Here is a 17,743-nt window from a genome sequence, read left to right on the forward strand (position 1 = left end):
CAAACTCCCCCTACCATCAGGCAAGTGAAGGGTGATTTATGAAAATGGACAATGACCACCATCTAGGTCCCTATGAGGAACCTTTAGAGCAGATGATCACTCTGCGTCTGTCGCGGGTTTATGCTCAATTGAATGCCCAAGCTTCCAAAATCCTTAAGGAAACTGCGGGGCTCTCTCAGGTGCAATGGCGGGTATTGGTAATGCTTATAAGCGTTGGTCCGCTGGCGCCACATCAGATCGTTCGCCGCCTTCTTATGGATAAAAGCCAACTCAGCCGCACAATAAAAATCATGGAAAAGGAAGGCCTGCTATCCGTGCGGGAAAGCGAATCGGATAGCAGATCGTCCGTCCTACATATCACCCCGAAAGGACGCCAACTTTACGAAAAAGCACTGCCGAGAATGCGGAGCCGCCAATCCGCCTTGAATGCACAGTTTACGGCTAAAGAACGTAGAAACTTCATAGAAGTGCTCAAACGTATCGAAGCTGCGACGCAGGACTTCGAAAAGGAAACGTCATGACAAATTTTCTGGTGATCATGTCGGACGAACATCAAGCGCGTGCCATGGGATGTGCCGAACACCCATTTGTGCAAACCCCAAATCTGGATGCACTGGCGGCTCGAGGAACCCGCTTTAGTAACGCCTATACCCCGTGCCCGATCTGTGTCCCTGCGCGCGCGAGTTTTGCGACTGGCCAACCTGTCCATGTCACACGGCTCTGGGACAATGCAATGCCTTATACCGGTCAGATAAAGGGCTGGGGTCATGCCTTACAAAGAGGAGGCATTCCTGTCGAAAGTATTGGCAAGCTACACTACCGTGCGCCGGAGGACCCAGCGGGTTTCGACACTGAGCATTTGCCTATGATGGTGGCAGACGGCGTTGGCATGGTTTGGGCTTCGATCAGGCGCGAGGATGAGCGCGTGAGTGTGAAACCTCGTATGCTTGGCGAGTATATTGGTCCAGGTCAAAGTAAGTATACAGAGTATGATGCAGCGGTCACAAAGCGAACCGAAGAATGGCTTTTGAACCGAGCGGAAGAAGACGACGACCAACCATGGTGTCTATACGTTGGTCTTGTCGCACCGCATTTCCCCTTGGTCTGTCCTCAAGAGTTCTTCGAAATGTACCCGTCCGATATCCTTCCTCCAGCGAAACTCCACCCAAATCAAGGCCACGTCCGTCACCCATGGGTAGAAAAACAAAATGCTATGATGGATAGCGAAAACCGCTTCGACAGCGAAGAAGAACGGCTTGCAGCCATGTCGGCCTATTTCGGTCTTACGAGCTGGCTGGACAGCAATGTGGGTCGAATCTTGAATGTTTTGCAAGCAAGCGGCATGGCTGATGACACAGTAGTTGTATATACGTCCGACCATGGCGACAATGTTGGCGCACGTGGGCTTTGGGGAAAATCCAATCTCTATGAAGAGAGCGTTGCAATCCCGATGATCATGGCCGGCCCGAATGTGCCCATCGGTATTTGTGAAACGCCAGTCAGCCTTCTGGACCTTTCTGCCACTATACCTGCACACTTTTGTTTGGACTTTGCTTGTGCAGGGCAGTCACTATTTGAAATCGCTGCTGCCCCCCCGCACTTACACCGTGCAATTCTAAGCCAATATCACGCCGCCGGGGCCGTGTCCGGAGCATTCATGCTGCGCCAAGGAGGCTGGAAGTTGAACCAGTATATCGGCTTCGAACCAGAGCTGTTTGACCTTTTGGAAGATCCGGAAGAATTGACAAATCTTGCCCCAGATCCTCGTTACAAAGATAAGCTGCTGCGAATGCAGGAGGCCATGTCGCACCACGTGGATATCGAAGCTGTCGACGCATTGGCATTTAACGATCAGGCCGATTTGATCGCACAATATGGGGGGCGCGAAGCTGCCTTGAAGCTCGGTGCTCCCGGCGCAACACCGCCGCCGGGGGTCACGTAATGAAGCTCACTATTCTAGGTTCTGGCTCTCCTGAAGCCTACGTCCGCCGTGCCTCCAGCGGCTACCTTCTAGAAGTCGGGAATGACGTGATCCTGTTTGATTGCGGGGGTGGCGTGTTTGACAACCTTTTGCGCTCGGGTCGCTCGCCTTCAGACATCACTCACCTTTTCTTCACGCATCTGCATACCGACCACATGATGGATTATGCGCGCCTGGTACATGCCGCTTGGGACGAAGGTGCCGCGCCCCTCAAAGTGTTTGGTCCGCCGCCTATCGCGCAAGTCACCGAAGGGTACTTCGGCCCAGGCGGCGTCTTATCGCACGACCTCCGCGCACGCACAGAATTCGTGCCGAGCCAAGAAGTCTGGAAAGCACGCGGAGGCAGTTTGCCACGGCCTTGGCCAACGCCGCAGGTGCAAGAGATTGAACCGGGTTTTTCGTACGAACGCAAAGACTGGTTGTTGACGTCTTGCGAAGTACCTCACGCGCAACCCTTTCTGTCCTGCCTTGCATTCTCTGTGCAAAGTGAAGGCAAGAAATTTGTCTACTCGGGAGATGCTGGATTGTGTGACGACTTGTCCGCTCTAGCAAAAAACGCCGACCTTTTGCTTCACTGGTGCTACCGCTTGGATGGCGAGCCCGCTCATCCCATGATGGCTACCCTGACGCCCTCCCCATCTGAGATTGCTTCAAACGCGCACAGCGATGGCGTCAAACAACTCCTGCTTACTCATTTCCGCGTGCATATGGACAGCGAGCCCTCACACACTGCTGCTTTGAACAATATAAAGAGTGTCTTTCAAGGGGCCTTCGGGATTGTCGAAGATTTACAGGAGTACACGCTCTAAAATGATTGGATTCAACAAGGTTCAAGTCACAAATGTAGAAACAGGTTAGTGATATGAATCACTTGATTGTTCTTTTTGAAGACGAACCGGAGATGTCGGCGGTTCGAGAGCAATTATTTGTGGACCACCTCACCTACCTTACAGCTCAACCTCACATCCTTGTTGACGGTGCATCACTTGCACCAAACGGGACCGCCAAGCCCGTCGGTGGCCTGTGGATTGTTAATGCCGTCGATAGAGACAGCATTGTCCGGCTGATCGAAGGCGACCCGCTTTTCCGATCCGGCCATCGAACTTTCCGGATATTTTCTACTGGAAAGCAATTGTCTGTCAGCTGACGGGCGCAGCTTAACGGGCGGCTTGAGGCGACTTGTTTCAAAATCCGCGTTGCCGAGTTTGGGAAGCTCAATTTTGAAGGTCCGCTTCGGGCTGAACGTGCCAGTGAAACAACCGAAGAAAGGGCGGCTCAGGGTTCAAGATTGCCAGAGTGACGCCCGAGAAATAGATGAGATCTGATTGCGTCATGGCATGGGCAAGTGCTTGCTTGTCTTGGGTCAATAGGCGTGCGGCCGACTGGCCGCGCCAATAGGTAAAACTACGTTCCCCGTTGTTTAGCGTGATAAGATACAACCCCACTGAACGGTTTGGCACGATCCGCACCTGCTGGGTGTTGACTCCGCTTTCGCGCATCGCACCCAGCATCCGGGACGAGATGGCATCATCTCCGACGGCGGTAAAATAGGACAAGGGCGTTTCGGGTGTGAGTTGGGCCAGATACCAAGCTGTATTGAACGTGTCTCCGGCGAACCCCATTTGATACGTGCTTGGCGCGTCAGTTGGGGCCATTTCGGCCATGCATTCACCTATCGCTAGAATTCGCATACTCCGGTTTCCATTACTTCGAAGTTTGACAAACGGTAGCGTTCGACAATTAGGTAACCTGTTTTGCAGTGGTCACGAGAACAGCATCCCACCATTGATATCGACATTGGTCCCGGTCAGATAAGCCGAGTCCTCGCTTGCCAGAAACGCCACTAGGTTCGCAACATCTTGAGACTGGCCTTGCCGCTTGAGCGGCGCAGCAGCTTCTAGCCCGCGACGGCCTGCATCGGGAGTATGGATATTATGGAAATCCGTGTCGATCATGCCTGGGCAGATTGCATTGACACGGATATCGGGGCCGAGTTCTTTTGCAAGACTACGGGTGAGCGTCATGACCCCGCCTTTTGACGTTGCATAAGCCGATGCACCAGGGCCACCACCGTCGCGCCCCGCCTGACTGGCGATGTTTACAATGGCCCCGGATTTCATATGCAGCAGTGCCGCTTTGACCATAAGAAACGTGCTGGTCAGGTTGAGATCCATGACAGCCTGCCAATGTTCAAGCGACATCTCGTTGATTTTCTTGCGCGCGATCAAACCTCCGGCATTGTTCACCAGAATGTCTAGGCTGCCATAGGTATCGACCGTCTTGGCGATCAACGCATCGACCTCTTCGGGTCTGTTCAGGTCGCCTTGCATTGCAAACGCCTGTCCACCGATCTTTTTGATCTCGGCTACGGTTTCCTCGGCGCCGGCACTACTGGCGAAGTAGTTCACCGCGACATTCGCCCCTTCGGAGGCGAGTTTGACAGCGCAGGCGCGTCCGATATCGCGGCCACCACCCGTGACAATTGCGGTCTTTCCCTGAAGTCTCATGGTTGTTCTTTCCCGTTCATTTGGTGCTGCTATGCGTGACTGATGGATCTGACGCTAAAGCTTGGCAAAATAGTCGAAGATTTCCGGCACGTTGCCGTCGCCCATGCCTGCGTCCGCAGCTGCCTGAAGGTTGTTCGCGGTTCCTTCAGCGATCTCGGCACGAGTGCCCACGTCCTCGGCCAGCTTCAAGAAGTAACCAAGATCCTTGTTGGCGTTGTTAATCGAAAACCCCAAATCGCTGACACCATCCACCGCGTAGTTCTTACAAAACTGCATAAAGGGGGAATTGGACGGCCCAGCTGACATGATGTCAAAAAGCTGCTGCTTGTTTACCCCTGAGCGTTCAGCCACAGCAAAGGCTTGGCTCATGGTGCAAGCCGTCGTCATACCCATAAAGTTGTTGATGAGCTTGGTCACATGGCCCGCACCCAGTTCGCCGAGGTGAAAGACATTTTCCCCCAGTACATCCAGGACAGGTTTCACCTTCTCAAAGGTGGCCATATCGCCCGCTGCCATGATGTTAAGCAAACCATCCTTGGCGTGCGCGGGTGTGCGTCCAAGCGGCGCGTCAATCATACCAGCACCTTTTGCGGCCAAGTCTGCGCCGATTTTGCGAGTGGACGCTGGGATCGAGGTGCCAAAGTCAATGACCACGGCACTGTCCTTGATGCCCGCCAGGATGCCGTCATCGCCGTAGACCAGGCTTTCGACGACATCCGATGTTGTTACACAAAGCATCACGATATCGCTGTTCTCAGCAAGCTCTCGTGGCGTTGTAACCTCTACAGCACCACGGTTGACTGTGGCTGCGACGGCTTCCTTGTTCCGACCCATAACAACCAGATCAAAACTGTTGTTTTGCAGGCATTCTGCCATGTTGCCGCCCATGAGACCGAGGCCGATGAAACCGATGACGGGTTTTGTCATATCTGACTCCTTAAACTCTTTCTAATTAGACTTCGCAGAGCGCTGTGACCGCTGCATGCGCGACGTCGAGATCTTGCGCTGGTGAGCCCGAGCTCACTCCGATCCCGCCGACAACATGTCCGTCAACCGTCACAGGGAGGCCACCTGCAACGGTCACCATGCGCCCCCCCAACGATGAAGATATTCCATGTGCGGCCATACCCGGCTGATTAGCTTCACCAAGAGCGTCCGTACCTTTTTGGATGCCGGCCGCGGTGAAGCTCTTGTCGATGGCTAGGTTGATGCTGGTGATCTTGCCGCCGTCCATCCGCTCAAACGCGATGAGGTTGCCGCTTTCGTCGGTGACGGCAATACACATTGGCACGCCGATTTCCTGCGCTTTGGCTCGCGCTCCTGCGATCAACTTGCCCGCGTCATCGATGTCCAGGCGTCTTATTGTCAGCATCACCACATTCTCCTTTGATTTAGGGGCCAATGATCAGGTTCGGCAGCGTCAGCGATATTGCCGGTACAAAAGTGATCAGCATGAGCGCGGCAAAGATGGCGAGGTAGAAAGGCCAAATAGTTTTGACCGCTTTCTCCATCGGTAGTTTTCCTACAGCACACCCCACAAAGAGACAGGTCCCGACAGGTGGCGTGCAAAGACCAAGACCGAGGTTCACCAAAAGGATCATACCGAACTGCAGCGGGTCGATACCCAGCATGTTCATCACCGGCAGGAAAATCGGCGTGCAGATCAGGATCAACGCGGCCATGTCCATGATCATCCCCAAGAGCAACAGCACAGCGTTGATCATCAACAAGATCAGGATCGGGTTTTCTGTGATACCCAACAGGAATTCGACTGTTTTTGTCGGCACCCGGTTGAACGTCAGCATATAGGCAAAGGCACCGGCGCAGGCGATCAGGATCATCACCATAGACGTTGTGCGCACCGAAGAGATAACGGCGGTTTTGAAGTTTTCCCAGGACAGGCTGCGATAGACTACAAGCGTCACCACAAAGGCATACATTGCCCCGAACGCGCCGGATTCAGTCACCGTAAAGACGCCTGACAAGACCCCTCCGACAATGATCACGGCCGTCAATAGACCCGGAATCGAACCCACAAAAGCAATGGCAAGTGCGGTCCAACCTGGAAACTGCTCGGCCTGATAGCCGCGCTTGACCGCTACGACGTATGCTGCAATTGCAAGGCAGCAACACATAAGGACACCGGGCACAACGCCAGCCAGAAACAGTTTTGAGATAGAAACCGCACCGCCCGTTGCAAGGGCAAAGATGATCATGTTGTGGCTGGGCGGAATGATGATCCCGGCAATTGATGACGTCACTGTGACGTTCACCGCATAGTCGGCATCATAACCTTTGTCTTTCATCACCGGGATCAGGATCGACCCAAGCGCCGAGATATCGGCAATTGCCGATCCGGAAATGCCACCAAACAACATGGACGAGAAGACATTGACGATGCCAAGTCCACCGCGCACAGCGCCTACGGCGGCCTGCGCAAACCGAACCAACCGGATCGCGATACCACCGTGAAACATAAGCTCGCCCGCAAAGATGAAGAACGGGATCGCCATTAGGGAAAAGACGTTGATCCCCGACACGATACGCTGGAATCCAACAAACAGCGGCAATCCTTCAAACCAAAAGGAAGCCAATGCAGCAATACCAAGGGCGTATGCCACTGGCGCGCCTATGATGACACATAGGGCAAAAACCCCCAACAGAATCATGAGTCCCATGACTATCCCTGATCTATGTTGTCTTGGCGTTCGTCTCGGCCCAGAAACAGGCGGATCAGATGGCCAGTGGAAAAAAGGAACACCAACGCGCCGCTGATTGTCAGTGGCAAGGAACGCAAGCCCTCTGACCATTGGATGAGCGGGATCAGCGTGTTCCATTTGAATTTGGTCAACTCGATTCCGTACCAAAACATCATGCCACCGAAACCTGCCATCAGGACATCAGAGACCACGACGAAAACCGTTCGCACAGAGGGCGGAACTATATTGCGGAACACGACAACAGAGAGGTGCGTGTGATTGTGCACGCCCGCAGCCGCACCGAGAAACGCGATGACCATGACCAAAAGCAGTGAAACCTGCTCAACCCAAGTGGGTGTGTTGTTCAGAACGTAGCGCCCGAACACCAGCCAGGCAAAGATCGCTGTCATAACAACAATGGCGACGCCGGACAGCAACATGCAAACTCGTGCGAGCAGATCAAGAATCCTGTCCATGTTGCGCATGGCGACAGGGGGGGTATCGGGCTCTTGCATTGGATTTCCTCTGAGACAAACCGCCCGGCATCCAATTGGCGGAGCCGGGCGCTCAAAGTTGAACTGTTAAGACAACTTATTCAGTGGCTTGCGCCATTTCTACCAACGCTTTCATGTCAGGATTTGCAGCCAAGTAGTCTGCATAAACCGATTCCATTGCAGACTGGAATGGGCCTTTGTCGGCGATTTCATTGACGGTGATGCCGGCCGCTTCAACATCTTTACGCGCTTGTTCAGAGCCAATTGCCCAAAGCTCACGCTGGACCAGTGCTGCTTCTTCTGCTGCACCGCGCACAGCGGCTTGCAACTCAGGCGACAGCGCGTTGAATTTTGCCGTGTTCACGCAGATGCACTCGGGGATGATCAGGTGCTCGGACAAAGAATAATTTGTGGTCACTTCATAGTGACCGACATTCTTGAACGACGGGAAATTGTTCTCCGCACCATCAACAACGCCGGTTTTCAGAGCTTGCTGAACTTCGGAGAAAGCCATTGGAGACGGGTTTCCGCCCATAGCCGAAATCATCGATGTATAAAGATCGTTGTTCATCACACGGATTTTCAGACCTTCGACATCTGCGGGCGTGTTGATCGGCTTTTGGCTGTAGAAAGAACGCGCACCGGCATCAAACCATGCCAGTGGCAGAACGCCTGCTTCACCCATCGCAGCTGAAACGACCTCACCGGCTTCGCCGTCCAGCACGCGGAACATGTGCGGCACATCCTTAAAGATGAAAGGAAGCGATACAAGGTTAGCTTCTTTTACCATTGGGCCAATGGGACCGAGGTTGAAGTTACCGACCTCGATTGCGCCGATACGAACCTGTTCAAGGGCATCCGGCTGGGAACCCAGAACACCACCGTGGAACACATCGACGGTAACTTCGCCGTCTGTAGCAGCGTCAACCAGTTCGGCAAACTTGTCCATTGCAGCCGTGTTGGGATGGCCGTCGTTGTGGATGTTCCAGGCCCGCCAGTTTTCGGCTGAAGCTGATGTTGCAATGAGTGCCACGGCGGTCGCAGTCGCAAAGAACGATTTCGTGAAAGTCATGGGTTCTCCTCCCCGGTTAATTTTGGACAGGATTTGGCTTTCATGGACTTTCAGAGATCGTAAGCCACGTAGCTTTCGATTTCCCCCAAGAACCAGAATCGCTGCTACCCCCAAAGGGACACTAGTATCCAAGTTATGTCAATAGTAGGCATCTAGTATGTCAGATTGCTTGACAGTCGAAAGCGCAGGGCATTTGATAGGTGACGGGCATACATTGGTTCACTCAAGCAAAGTGAAATAGAATATTCTTTTTATTTCAATGCTATAACAGTGAATCTGTAATTTGAAACGTGACTAAGACAGAGGGCGCAAGCAACATACCGTGGAAGAAATTGTCAGACGAACCACAACCGATGCGGTCTATGAAGCGCTACACGACGAGATCGTTTCGCTAAAAATTCTTCCCGGTACAAAGCTATCTGAAACAGAGGTAGCCAGCCGATTCGGCGTATCACGCCAACCTGTTCGCAACGCATTCACAAGGCTCGGCAACGAAGATCTGCTCTTAATACGACCACAAAAGGCGACCGTAGTTCGAGGATTTTCTATGGAGCGTGTGGCTCTCGCGCGGTTGGTTAGAATGGCGGTGGAGCTAGAGATCGTCCATCGGGCAATGGAAGTTTGGGACGCAACACGTGAAGCAAAACTTGCAGAGAATCTCGCCTTACAAGAGCAGGCAATCAGTGATGGTGATCTATCGGCGTTTCACTCTCTGGACTATGATTTTCACAAACTGATCTACGTGCTCAGCGGCAATCCGATGGCATTTGAAGTAATGCTAGAATCCAAGCAAAAGGTTGACCGGCTTTGTATGCTCAGTCTTGAAAAGGGCAGTGCCGCAGACGCCATCCTCGCCGATCACCGAGAGATTGCACAGGCCATGGCGGCAGGAGACCATGACCAAGCACAAGCCGCTGTTAGAAAACACCTGTCCCGCCTCGACGAAACCATCGAGTTCATTCACAAGACGCACCCAGGCTACTTTGAGTAACCTAGGGTGTGTCGCAGCTACGGGAGCAACAAGTTTGCGGTGAGAATCTCTGATTTGTCATCTTCACCGATCGACTTCTCGCTTAGCTCAAAATATCTAGTTTCTAATAATGATAGAAGCCTGAAGGGGCTTTGTCGCACTTTTTTCTGAAGTCTGAGTGCCGCTTGAAATTTGCTGTCTTTAGATGGCTAGTTCCGCAAACTGCTTGAACGGACAGAATCCGAGTCCGAACTGACCCTTTCGGATCATCTGCGAAACTTCAATCCCATCAAGCGTAGCGGAAGCAGATTCAAAAGATTTGAAGCCGAGCATTGGTCGGATCCGGCGTTTAATAAATCGGTGGTCTTGTTCAATTATGTTGTTTAGGAATTTCCGTCTCACCATCTGGATCGGGATCGGGCAACCAAAGCCCTTCAACATCTTGTTGACGGCTTTGATACCGGCCGTGTTGGCGCCGCTTTTGTCGATAACAGTCTTGCTGGGCAATCGGTTTACTTCGAGCGCACGAGCGAAAAATTTAGTCGCTGCAGCTTTGTTCCGCCGTTTTGACAGCATGAAATCAAGGGTCTTACCGTGTTTGTCGACAGCGCGGTACAAGTAGACCCATTCACCTTTGACGCGCACGCATGTTTCGTCCATTCGCCAGGATCGATCGCAGCATTGCTTCTTACGACGCGCCCGGTCGGCGACCAGAGGGGCGTATTTAACGATCCAACGGTTCAGTGTCGCGTGATCAACCGAAGTGCTTCGCTCAGCCAGAATTTCTTCCAGATCCCGGTAGGATACAGAATAACGAAGATAGAAGAACACTGCGTGTAGTATCACGTCCCTTGGGAAGTGAGCGCCTTTGAATGAGATTGTCACGACCTGCCCCTGTCTGTTTTGAGCACGCGTCTACCAAAACTTCCGTCGGCCTAACAGGTTCGCTCAAAGTTTGCGACAGAGCCCCTGGGGTGTCGTCAGGCAAACCTGCCGTTGGCAGTATTCCAGCAGAATCTCTGTGCGGAACCCGGAATTGCTTTAAGGTAGCGTACACATCGTTGCTTCCTCACTTTGAGGCAAACCTATCCATAGCAAGATTGAAAGAAAACTGAATGAAACGTCTTTTTCCATCTCTGCCGGAGGACGCGACACTCGGAAGTGTCTATCAAGCCTTTCCAGACAAACTTTCCCCGCTTTGTGCGTACGAAAGCTTGGTGATGAGGGGAGAGAGCGACCTATCGGTCGCCCAACGTGAATTGATTGCAGCCTATGTCTCGGGCTTGAATGCTTGTGCCTATTGCCATGGCGCACACATCGTTTTCGCCAAAGCCTATGGCGTTGAAGTCGAGACAATCGAGGCACTGATGGAAGACCGCGATACGGCGCCCATCGAGGATCATCTTAAACCGTTACTAGCATACATTGAAAAGCTCACCGTCTCGCCATCACGAATGACGGAAGCCGATGCAAAAGCGGTCTACGCCGCAGGCTGGTCGGAGAGTGCGTTGTTTGATGCTATCCAAGTGTGCGGTGTCTTTAATCTCGTGAACCGCTTCATAGAAGGAACAGGTGTTCAAAGTCCTAGCAACGACCCAAGACAAGCGGACGAGGCCACTTTAAACCGATGCCGCAGCGACACCTTCTATACCGATTTCGGCCGGGAGAATGGCCTCGACATCCCTTGAATTGATGTTGTTCTAAAGTTCGAGCCGCCGCGAAAAGCTGGGACAATAAAGCGGCAGAAGCGTCCTTACGTCCCGAGGTTAACCAATTCGTCGATACCAGTCGGCACCTTCAGTTATTTTGGTAGATCCATGTTCAAGCCTCAATGATCCATCCTGCTTTTCGTAGATAACCCATTTTCTGATAAGGTTTGGAGACTTGTGGGCTTTGTAAGGGGGGAGAGTTGCTTAAGTTTGACGCGGAGACAACGAGATTACTTGAAATCGCCTATCAAGGAGCTGAATTGACGCGGCGAAGACAAGCTTCATTTGATGCGCTGTGCCCGGCTCCCGGTGAAACTATTTTGGACATCGGTTGTGGCAACGGGATGTTAACAGCGGAGTTGGCCCGCGCAGTTGGCTCGGATGGCTATGTCATCGGGATCGACCCAAGCGAGGATATGACAGCAGCCGCAAGAGAACGATGCAGTGACTACGCAAACCTAGAGTTTCGTGCTGGTGCCGCAAATAGCTTGCCCATTGAGGATGAGAGTGCTGACAAGGCCGTCTCGGTACAGGTCATTGAGTACATCGACGATATAGACGGTGCACTGGATGACACGCTGCGGTGCGTCAAACCCGGCGGGCGGCTTGTCATCAGTGATCTCCACTTTGGTAGCTTAATCTGGTTCAGCGGCGAGCCTGACAGAATGCAAAAAATGCTAACTTCTTGGAACCAACACTTTGTGAGTGGTTCCCTCCCGGAAAGACTGCCCGCACTGATAAAGGCTCGCGGCAACTTTGTGGAAGATGTCTTGCCGTTCACAATGACAGATTACCAGCTAAAGCCTGATGGCCTCGCAATCATGATGATGCACCTCATGAAGCAATACGCTGTCGCAAATGACCATGTTGAACCCGCTGTTGCGCAATCGTGGTTTGACGAACAGCATAGCCTTGCAAAAGTCGGACGCTTCTTCTTTTCGATGACCCAATTTATCGTCGTGGTGCACAAAAAGGGTTGACCGTCTGGCCCCATTGCCCGGCATTTCGATGATACCATTGTCAGTCTTTTCCAGATTGGTCCAACACGGTGTAACAGTTCCGGGGCGAGCAGATATGTGCACACTAGACACTGGGGTATTTCTTCAACATTTTTCGCAACCAGTCTGGCCGAGCATCAATGCTCGAAATCATTGCTCCCAACTCCGGTTCACACACACTCTTTGCCGCTTGCTCGGGTGAGAACCAGCACCTTGTTCGCTCGTGTTTTTCCTTCCACTTCTTGCTGAGTTTCTGCACAACCATCGGGTAGAGTGTCACGCGGCAAGTTATTGCGGTGCCGTCATTGAGGATTTTGTTGTAGTCGTATGTCCCGACCGGTGTTTTGGAAATAGCGCCTATTGCGCCTGCTTCCTCCCAGGCTTCGATCTTCGCGGATGACCAAGGACTTTTTCTCTTGTTCGTCCATCCCTTTGGTGGAACCCAACGTCCTGTATCTCGGGACGTCACCATCAACACCTCTACCTTAGAAGCGTTTGACAGTCTCAAAGGCAGCGCTGCAGCCTGCGCATACAGCTTACCTGTCGTATCGGCGGCCCTTCTGGTTTTGCTCATTTATGCAGTTGCCATTACGTCTCAAACAACAAATCGACCGGGTTTATTGCGTTCTCTGTCGCGCAATACTTTCAGTTCCAATTCGTCTTCCTCATGAATCCTTGCCAGTATCTCTTTGCTGCTAACGACGGAATAAGGCTCGCCGCGTTGGGTGACGACTAAGTTTCGAATGTCGTGTTTCGCCATCAGATTGAGAGCGGTTGAAAGCTTCGAGCCAGTTGCACATGTAATTGGTTTCTCTGTCATCCAGTCATCCACTGTTTGTTCGTAGAAGGCCGAACCTGAGTCCGCGAGACACAACAGCACGTCGTGATCCGTGATGATCCCGACCAACTTCCCATCCTCAAGGACCGCAAGCGCATTCACCTCCAATAGCGCAATGGTCACCGCCGCTTCGAACACGGTTGTGTCAGCGTCGCAGAACGGGCGTCTTTTCAGATTCGGTGTGTCGACAATGCTTGAGATCGTCATTCTTTATTCCTCATGAGAAGGCACCCGGCCGAACTGATGGTTCGGGTGCGGGAAAGCGTCAAACCAGAAGTGGCATCATTGCGGTTGCAAGGCTCAATACGAGGAAGAACCCCGCCATGTCGGTTATAGTCGTCAATAAAGGGCCGCTGGCGACGGCGGGGTCCTGACCGATGCGCTTCAACAGCAATGGTAGAACACCGCCAATGGACACGGCGACGACGGTGTTGAGCCCAAGTGCTCCACCAATCACCAGCCCCAGAAACGGATTGCCTTTCCACATCCAGGCAACGACGCCGATCAGAAGCCCCAGAACGAACCCGTTGATCAACCCGACCGACACTTCTTTGAACCAGACACGCATGGCGTCGATGGGCCGGACAAGGCCGAGGGACAACTCGCGCATGCTGACGGCGACGGCCTGGTTGCCCGAGCAACCACTCATGTCCGACACCATCGGGAGAAACACGGCAAGCGCGATTACGGCAGCAAGGGTCTCTTCATAGGCCGAGATCACGCTGGCCGCGATGACGTTGAGAACAATGTTGGCCGAGAGCCACTGAAGTCGCCGCCGTGCTCGAAGCCGCAGAGGCATCGACCGCAGTTCGTCGCCGAAGACCCCCTGACGTTTCAGACTGGTCGATTCCGCGCGCTCCAGCAGAGCTTCATCAACCGCGGACCGAGAGATGACACCAACCAGATGCCCGTCCGTCTCGACAACGGGCAACCCCAGGAACGGGTGTTCATCGAAGAGGTCTTCCAGTTCCTCCAGCGGCATGGTGGCAGGAACGGTGATGGGTGGTACCGTGATGTCCGTGAGACGTGCGCTACGACGGGTGGACAAGAGACCACGCAGCGAGACCACACCAATTGGTACGCCATTGGCATTCAAAACATAAGGGTGCTGACCTCGGTAACGTTCGAGATCGAATTCCTCATCGGCAAACCGTCTGAGCACTTTTCCCACTGTATCGGTTTCGGAAAAGGTGAAGGCCTCTGCGACCATGAGGCCGCCAGCAACGTCGTCCTCATACTCCACCAATCGGCGAACGTCCGCAGCATCTTCAGGGTTCATCCGCGCGAGGATCGCCTCGGCGTCTGCGTCTTCGAGTTCACCGATGACATCGGCCTGAACATCCGAATCCAGCTCTTCGATGACTTCGGCGGCCTGCTCCGTCACCATGCTTTCGACCAGATCGACTGCCAGCGCATTCGGCGCTTCTTCAACGAGGTCGGCGGCAACTTCTGGTGGTAGCAACGACAGCGCGATGCTCCGCTGTTCGATCGGCAGATTGAGCAATTCGCGCAGCGCGTCACTCAAGGGCAGCGGATCAAGCAGGATTGCCAACGCAGCCCCGTCCCGTTCCGACAGCGCTTGCTGCAACTGAACTTCTAGCTCCTTGGGCAAAGTGTTTGTGTCGTTCATCTACGTTTCATTGGTGGGGAATCTGGTTAGCGCAAGAGCTATATCAGATATTTTTTACTTATAGACAAAATAATTTTGCCTATATAGATAATAATCATGCATGAAAAAGACTGGATCTCCGGTACGGCCGGACAAATGGCGGCGCTGTATGATCGGGATTTCGGCGGCAAGCCAAATGGCCGCTACCGCATTTCCGACAAGCTGGTACGCCGCATCGCAGGGCGCAAACGCCTGTACGAGTCCGATATTCGCGCGCTGTCCGCCGCGCTCTTGGAACTGGGGTATGTGTTGATCGATATGGACACGTTTTATGTCGTGATGAGTGCAAACTCATTTGTGAATTACCGTCGTGCTAACGATGATTGCGCTGGAAAGCTTGCATGACCAAGCATTCGAAAAAACCGGAGGTCATAGGTTGGCGTGAGCGTATCAGCCTGCCCGAGTTCGGAATTGAACATATCCCGGCCAAGATTGACACCGGCGCAAGAACGGCAGCACTGCACGCCGTGGACCAAACCGTATTTAAGGTCGACGGCGAGAGGTGGGTCGAGTTCATGATACCGGTTCAAAACCGTCGGTCGGCAAATCGAGTGCGCACGCGGGTTGTCGATGAGCGCGAGATCAAGAACACAGGTGGTGTCCCCGAACGTCGACTGATCGTGAGAACGCAGCTTTTGCTTGGACAGCACCGCTGGCATATCGATGTTTCGCTGGCCAATCGTGCCAAAATGGAGTTCGATCTCATCCTTGGTCGCACGGCCATTCGGCGCCGCGGAATTCTTGTCGATCCGGGCCACTCCTATCTGCTGGGGGTTCGAGAAACGCCGACCAGAATCAAGAGCGATACGACACTCAAGGGTATAAAGGGACAACGCGAATGAAACTAATCATGCTTGCTCGAAACCCCGACCTCTACTCACATCGTCGTCTTAAGGAAGCCGCCGAGCAACGCGGGCATGAGCTTGATATCGTGAACACCCTTCGCTGTTACATGAATATCGCGTCGCGGCGACCTGAGGTCTATTATGACGGCAAAAAGCTTGGGCGCTATGACGCGGTAATACCGCGGATCGGTGCATCCGTCACTTTTTATGGATTGGCCGTGCTGCGGCAATTCGAAATCATGGGGGTCTTTCCGCTCAACGAATCCGTGGCTATCGGCAGATCTCGCGACAAGTTGCGCTCTATGCAGCTCATGGCACGGGACGGGATAGGCTTGCCGGTCACGACCTTCGCCCATGACCCTAAACAGACCGATGAAGTCCTCAAGCTCGCGGGCGATGCACCGCTGGTGGTCAAGCTTCTTGAAGGGACGCAAGGCATTGGAGTTGTCCTTGCTGATTCAAACCGATCAGCCAAATCTGTTGTCGAAGCCTTTCGCGGCGCAAAGGTCAACATCATGGTGCAGGAATTCATCAAAGAAGCAGGTGGCACCGATATCCGAGCTCTTGTGGTTGGTGGAAAAGTCATTGCGACAATGCAAAGGACGGGTGCCGAGGGTGAGTTTCGATCCAATCTACATCGGGGAGGAAGCGCCAAGTCCATCAAGATCTCTCCCGAGGAACGCTCCACAGCTGTACGAGCGGCCAAGACGATGGGGCTGAATGTCTGCGGTGTAGATATGCTGCGCGCTAATCACGGGGCGGTGGTCATGGAGGTGAATTCCTCACCCGGATTGGAAGGGGTGGAAAAGGCGACCGGGATCGATGTTGCGGGCAAGATCATCGAGTTCCTGGAAAAGAACGCCACCAAAGGAAACACCAAAACACGCGGGCGTGGATAACGGCTATGCGCGAGCCTTTTGAAATCGGCGGCTTCACCGTCCCGGCAGGAACGCGGGCTACGCTGGATCTGCCGGTGAGCGTGATGTCCGATCATACGCCGGTCAGCATGTCAGTGCATGTGGTTCACGGCCGCCGCCCAGGGCAAGTCCTGTTTGTCAGCGCGGCAATTCATGGCGATGAAGTGATTGGCGTCGAAATCGCACGGCGATTGCTACGGGCCCCTCAACTCGACAAGATCGCGGGCACGTTGCTGGTTGTGCCTATAGTGAACGCGTTCGGCTTCATGACCCAATCGAGATACCTTCCGGACAGGCGCGACCTGAACCGGTCTTTTCCCGGTAGCGAGGGCGGATCATTGGCGGGCCGCCTCGCACATATCTTCATGACCGAAATTGTCGAGCGTTCCGATCTCGGTATCGATCTTCATTCTGCCGCTATTCATCGCACCAACCTGCCTCAAATTCGAGTTTCTCCTGCCTCGGATGCAACGATCAGATACGCCGATGCGTTCGGTGCACCGGTCGTCATGATTTCAAAGCTGCGCGACGGGTCGCTGCGAAAGGCAGCCCAAGAGCGCGGCGTCGATGTATTGCTGTTTGAAGGTGGCGAAGGGCTTCGATTTGACGAGCTTTCGGCGCGGGCGGGGCTCGCCGGTATTCTTCGGGTAATGAACGCGATGGGCATGGTTGCCAAGCGCGGGATCGCGTCTGTGCGTGAGGCGCCCGTTCATGCAAGAATGAGTTCCTGGGTACGCGCTCCGGCCGGTGGATTGCTAAGAACATTCAAGGCGGCGGGCGAATATGTAGAGGTCGGCGACTTGCTTGGCCGAATCTCGGACCCGTTTGGGGAAATCAGAATGGACGTTCTTGGAGAAGCGGACGGCATCATTGTAGGACGCACTAATTTGCCATTTGTGCACGAGGGCGACGCCTTGTTTCATATCGCCAAAACGACGAGCGCGGATGTTGAAATGCGGATCGACATGATCGCCAATCAGCTCGACGGCGATCCAATGTTCGATGAAGACGAGATCATTTAGATAGTCTGAATGTAAAAACGCG

Annotated in this window: 22 protein-coding genes; 11 read left to right on the forward strand and 11 right to left on the reverse strand. The window is 53.5% G+C overall.

The genetic code is table 11. The annotated features are described in order from the left end of the window. Positions 1-38 precede the first annotated feature (38 nt). From GOW56_RS19870 to GOW56_RS19885, 4 genes are read left to right on the forward strand one after another with little or no spacing between them, the layout of a single operon-like run. On the forward strand, positions 39-521 hold the full coding sequence (locus GOW56_RS19870; protein ID WP_171169398.1) for a MarR family winged helix-turn-helix transcriptional regulator: 483 nt from the start codon (positions 39-41) through the stop codon (positions 519-521). Beyond that, the gene (locus tag GOW56_RS19875) at positions 518-1,942 is read left to right on the forward strand and encodes a sulfatase-like hydrolase/transferase (protein ID WP_171206964.1); all 1,425 of its coding nucleotides are present in this window, start codon (positions 518-520) and stop codon (positions 1,940-1,942) included. Before GOW56_RS19870 ends, GOW56_RS19875 begins: the two co-directional genes overlap by 4 nt. Next, entirely contained in the window at positions 1,942-2,790 is an 849-nt protein-coding gene (locus tag GOW56_RS19880) for an MBL fold metallo-hydrolase (RefSeq protein WP_171206965.1), read from the forward strand. The genes GOW56_RS19875 and GOW56_RS19880 overlap by 1 nt, the downstream gene beginning before the upstream one ends. A gap of 53 nt (positions 2,791-2,843) precedes the next feature. Next, a complete protein-coding gene (locus GOW56_RS19885) occupies positions 2,844-3,128 on the forward strand; it encodes a YciI family protein (RefSeq protein WP_171206966.1) in 285 nt (94 codons plus the stop codon). A gap of 67 nt (positions 3,129-3,195) precedes the next feature. Here the strand turns inward: GOW56_RS19885 and GOW56_RS19890 are convergent, their stop codons facing one another. The 7 genes from GOW56_RS19890 to GOW56_RS19920 form a co-directional block, all read right to left on the reverse strand. Continuing rightward, positions 3,196-3,672 (reverse strand): PfkB family carbohydrate kinase, encoded by a 477-nt coding sequence (locus GOW56_RS19890; protein ID WP_371807924.1) that lies wholly within the window; start codon positions 3,670-3,672, stop codon positions 3,196-3,198. A gap of 72 nt (positions 3,673-3,744) precedes the next feature. Beyond that, positions 3,745-4,488: an SDR family NAD(P)-dependent oxidoreductase gene (locus GOW56_RS19895; RefSeq protein ID WP_171206968.1), complete on the reverse strand. Its 744-nt coding sequence runs from the start codon at positions 4,486-4,488 to the stop codon at positions 3,745-3,747. Between the two features lie 54 nt (positions 4,489-4,542). Then, complete coding sequence (locus GOW56_RS19900; protein WP_171206969.1) at positions 4,543-5,415, reverse strand: NAD(P)-dependent oxidoreductase; 873 nt, start codon at positions 5,413-5,415, stop codon at positions 4,543-4,545. A 25-nt stretch (positions 5,416-5,440) separates the two neighbouring features. Beyond that, positions 5,441-5,860, reverse strand: a complete 420-nt coding sequence (locus tag GOW56_RS19905; protein ID WP_171206970.1) for a heme-binding protein — start codon at positions 5,858-5,860, stop codon at positions 5,441-5,443. A 19-nt stretch (positions 5,861-5,879) separates the two neighbouring features. Then, entirely contained in the window at positions 5,880-7,166 is a 1,287-nt protein-coding gene (locus GOW56_RS19910; RefSeq protein WP_058272447.1) for a TRAP transporter large permease, read from the reverse strand. Between the two features lie 2 nt (positions 7,167-7,168). Next, positions 7,169-7,702: a TRAP transporter small permease gene (locus GOW56_RS19915; protein ID WP_171206971.1), complete on the reverse strand. Its 534-nt coding sequence runs from the start codon at positions 7,700-7,702 to the stop codon at positions 7,169-7,171. A 76-nt stretch (positions 7,703-7,778) separates the two neighbouring features. Then, entirely contained in the window at positions 7,779-8,714 is a 936-nt protein-coding gene (locus tag GOW56_RS19920) for a TRAP transporter substrate-binding protein (protein WP_371807925.1), read from the reverse strand. Positions 8,715-9,075: 361 nt separating this feature from the next. On the opposite strand from GOW56_RS19920, the gene GOW56_RS22145 reads away from it, so the two are divergent. Then, complete coding sequence (locus GOW56_RS22145) at positions 9,076-9,744, forward strand: GntR family transcriptional regulator (RefSeq protein WP_171169384.1); 669 nt, start codon at positions 9,076-9,078, stop codon at positions 9,742-9,744. Between the two features lie 180 nt (positions 9,745-9,924). Here the strand turns inward: GOW56_RS22145 and GOW56_RS19930 are convergent, their stop codons facing one another. Further along, the gene (locus GOW56_RS19930; RefSeq protein ID WP_171206972.1) at positions 9,925-10,608 is read right to left on the reverse strand and encodes an IS6 family transposase; all 684 of its coding nucleotides are present in this window, start codon (positions 10,606-10,608) and stop codon (positions 9,925-9,927) included. Between the two features lie 230 nt (positions 10,609-10,838). On the opposite strand from GOW56_RS19930, the gene GOW56_RS19935 reads away from it, so the two are divergent. Together GOW56_RS19935 and GOW56_RS19940 are read left to right on the forward strand one after the other, a co-directional pair. Continuing rightward, positions 10,839-11,411, forward strand: a complete 573-nt coding sequence (locus GOW56_RS19935) for a carboxymuconolactone decarboxylase family protein (protein ID WP_171206973.1) — start codon at positions 10,839-10,841, stop codon at positions 11,409-11,411. Between the two features lie 221 nt (positions 11,412-11,632). Next, positions 11,633-12,412: a methyltransferase domain-containing protein gene (locus tag GOW56_RS19940; RefSeq protein ID WP_171206974.1), complete on the forward strand. Its 780-nt coding sequence runs from the start codon at positions 11,633-11,635 to the stop codon at positions 12,410-12,412. Between the two features lie 103 nt (positions 12,413-12,515). Here GOW56_RS19940 and GOW56_RS19945 read toward each other — a convergent pair whose 3' ends face one another. Genes GOW56_RS19945 through mgtE form a run of 3 tightly spaced genes read right to left on the reverse strand, consistent with a single transcriptional unit; the run spans position 12,516 to position 14,898 of the window. Beyond that, complete coding sequence (locus GOW56_RS19945) at positions 12,516-13,004, reverse strand: NUDIX hydrolase (protein ID WP_171117744.1); 489 nt, start codon at positions 13,002-13,004, stop codon at positions 12,516-12,518. 21 nt (positions 13,005-13,025) lie between these two features. Beyond that, complete coding sequence (locus GOW56_RS19950; protein WP_171206975.1) at positions 13,026-13,475, reverse strand: CBS domain-containing protein; 450 nt, start codon at positions 13,473-13,475, stop codon at positions 13,026-13,028. A gap of 58 nt (positions 13,476-13,533) precedes the next feature. Beyond that, positions 13,534-14,898 carry a magnesium transporter gene (gene mgtE / locus GOW56_RS19955; protein ID WP_171206976.1) on the reverse strand — a complete coding sequence of 455 codons (1,365 nt, stop codon included), beginning with the start codon at positions 14,896-14,898 and terminating at the stop codon, positions 13,534-13,536. Between the two features lie 96 nt (positions 14,899-14,994). Here mgtE and GOW56_RS19960 point away from each other — a divergent pair, with 96 nt between their 5' ends. From GOW56_RS19960 to GOW56_RS19975, 4 genes are read left to right on the forward strand one after another with little or no spacing between them, the layout of a single operon-like run. Further along, positions 14,995-15,282 carry a hypothetical protein gene (locus GOW56_RS19960; RefSeq protein ID WP_171206977.1) on the forward strand — a complete coding sequence of 96 codons (288 nt, stop codon included), beginning with the start codon at positions 14,995-14,997 and terminating at the stop codon, positions 15,280-15,282. After that, complete coding sequence (locus GOW56_RS19965) at positions 15,279-15,779, forward strand: RimK/LysX family protein (RefSeq protein ID WP_171206978.1); 501 nt, start codon at positions 15,279-15,281, stop codon at positions 15,777-15,779. The genes GOW56_RS19960 and GOW56_RS19965 overlap by 4 nt, the downstream gene beginning before the upstream one ends. Next, positions 15,776-16,681, forward strand: coding sequence for a 30S ribosomal protein S6--L-glutamate ligase (gene rimK / locus GOW56_RS19970; RefSeq protein WP_171206979.1), 906 nt, complete (start codon positions 15,776-15,778; stop codon positions 16,679-16,681). The genes GOW56_RS19965 and rimK overlap by 4 nt, the downstream gene beginning before the upstream one ends. Before the next feature lie 5 nt (positions 16,682-16,686). After that, positions 16,687-17,721 (forward strand): succinylglutamate desuccinylase/aspartoacylase family protein, encoded by a 1,035-nt coding sequence (locus tag GOW56_RS19975; RefSeq protein ID WP_171206980.1) that lies wholly within the window; start codon positions 16,687-16,689, stop codon positions 17,719-17,721. Positions 17,722-17,743: the final 22 nt, after the last annotated feature.

Origin of the sequence: Ruegeria sp. HKCCA0235A (assembly GCF_013033235.1) — a bacterium.
In the GTDB taxonomy this organism is placed as follows: Bacteria; Pseudomonadota; Alphaproteobacteria; order Rhodobacterales; family Rhodobacteraceae; genus Ruegeria.

What these genes read in the sequence shown, in the direction of transcription:
- GOW56_RS19870 (WP_171169398.1), top strand. Translation starts at nt 39, where the DNA reads ATGAAAATGGACAATGACCACCATCTAGGTCCCTATGAGGAACCTTTA.
- GOW56_RS19875 (WP_171206964.1), top strand. Translation starts at nt 518, where the DNA reads ATGACAAATTTTCTGGTGATCATGTCGGACGAACATCAAGCGCGTGCC.
- GOW56_RS19880 (WP_171206965.1), top strand. Translation starts at nt 1,942, where the DNA reads ATGAAGCTCACTATTCTAGGTTCTGGCTCTCCTGAAGCCTACGTCCGC.
- GOW56_RS19885 (WP_171206966.1), top strand. Translation starts at nt 2,844, where the DNA reads ATGAATCACTTGATTGTTCTTTTTGAAGACGAACCGGAGATGTCGGCG.
- GOW56_RS19890 (WP_371807924.1), bottom strand. Translation starts at nt 3,672, where the DNA reads ATGCGAATTCTAGCGATAGGTGAATGCATGGCCGAAATGGCCCCAACT.
- GOW56_RS19895 (WP_171206968.1), bottom strand. Translation starts at nt 4,488, where the DNA reads ATGAGACTTCAGGGAAAGACCGCAATTGTCACGGGTGGTGGCCGCGAT.
- GOW56_RS19900 (WP_171206969.1), bottom strand. Translation starts at nt 5,415, where the DNA reads ATGACAAAACCCGTCATCGGTTTCATCGGCCTCGGTCTCATGGGCGGC.
- GOW56_RS19905 (WP_171206970.1), bottom strand. Translation starts at nt 5,860, where the DNA reads ATGCTGACAATAAGACGCCTGGACATCGATGACGCGGGCAAGTTGATC.
- GOW56_RS19910 (WP_058272447.1), bottom strand. Translation starts at nt 7,166, where the DNA reads ATGGGACTCATGATTCTGTTGGGGGTTTTTGCCCTATGTGTCATCATA.
- GOW56_RS19915 (WP_171206971.1), bottom strand. Translation starts at nt 7,702, where the DNA reads ATGCAAGAGCCCGATACCCCCCCTGTCGCCATGCGCAACATGGACAGG.
- GOW56_RS19935 (WP_171206973.1), top strand. Translation starts at nt 10,839, where the DNA reads ATGAAACGTCTTTTTCCATCTCTGCCGGAGGACGCGACACTCGGAAGT.
- GOW56_RS19945 (WP_171117744.1), bottom strand. Translation starts at nt 13,004, where the DNA reads ATGAGCAAAACCAGAAGGGCCGCCGATACGACAGGTAAGCTGTATGCG.
- GOW56_RS19950 (WP_171206975.1), bottom strand. Translation starts at nt 13,475, where the DNA reads ATGACGATCTCAAGCATTGTCGACACACCGAATCTGAAAAGACGCCCG.
- mgtE (WP_171206976.1), bottom strand. Translation starts at nt 14,898, where the DNA reads ATGAACGACACAAACACTTTGCCCAAGGAGCTAGAAGTTCAGTTGCAG.
- GOW56_RS19960 (WP_171206977.1), top strand. Translation starts at nt 14,995, where the DNA reads ATGCATGAAAAAGACTGGATCTCCGGTACGGCCGGACAAATGGCGGCG.
- GOW56_RS19965 (WP_171206978.1), top strand. Translation starts at nt 15,279, where the DNA reads ATGACCAAGCATTCGAAAAAACCGGAGGTCATAGGTTGGCGTGAGCGT.
- rimK (WP_171206979.1), top strand. Translation starts at nt 15,776, where the DNA reads ATGAAACTAATCATGCTTGCTCGAAACCCCGACCTCTACTCACATCGT.
- GOW56_RS19975 (WP_171206980.1), top strand. Translation starts at nt 16,687, where the DNA reads ATGCGCGAGCCTTTTGAAATCGGCGGCTTCACCGTCCCGGCAGGAACG.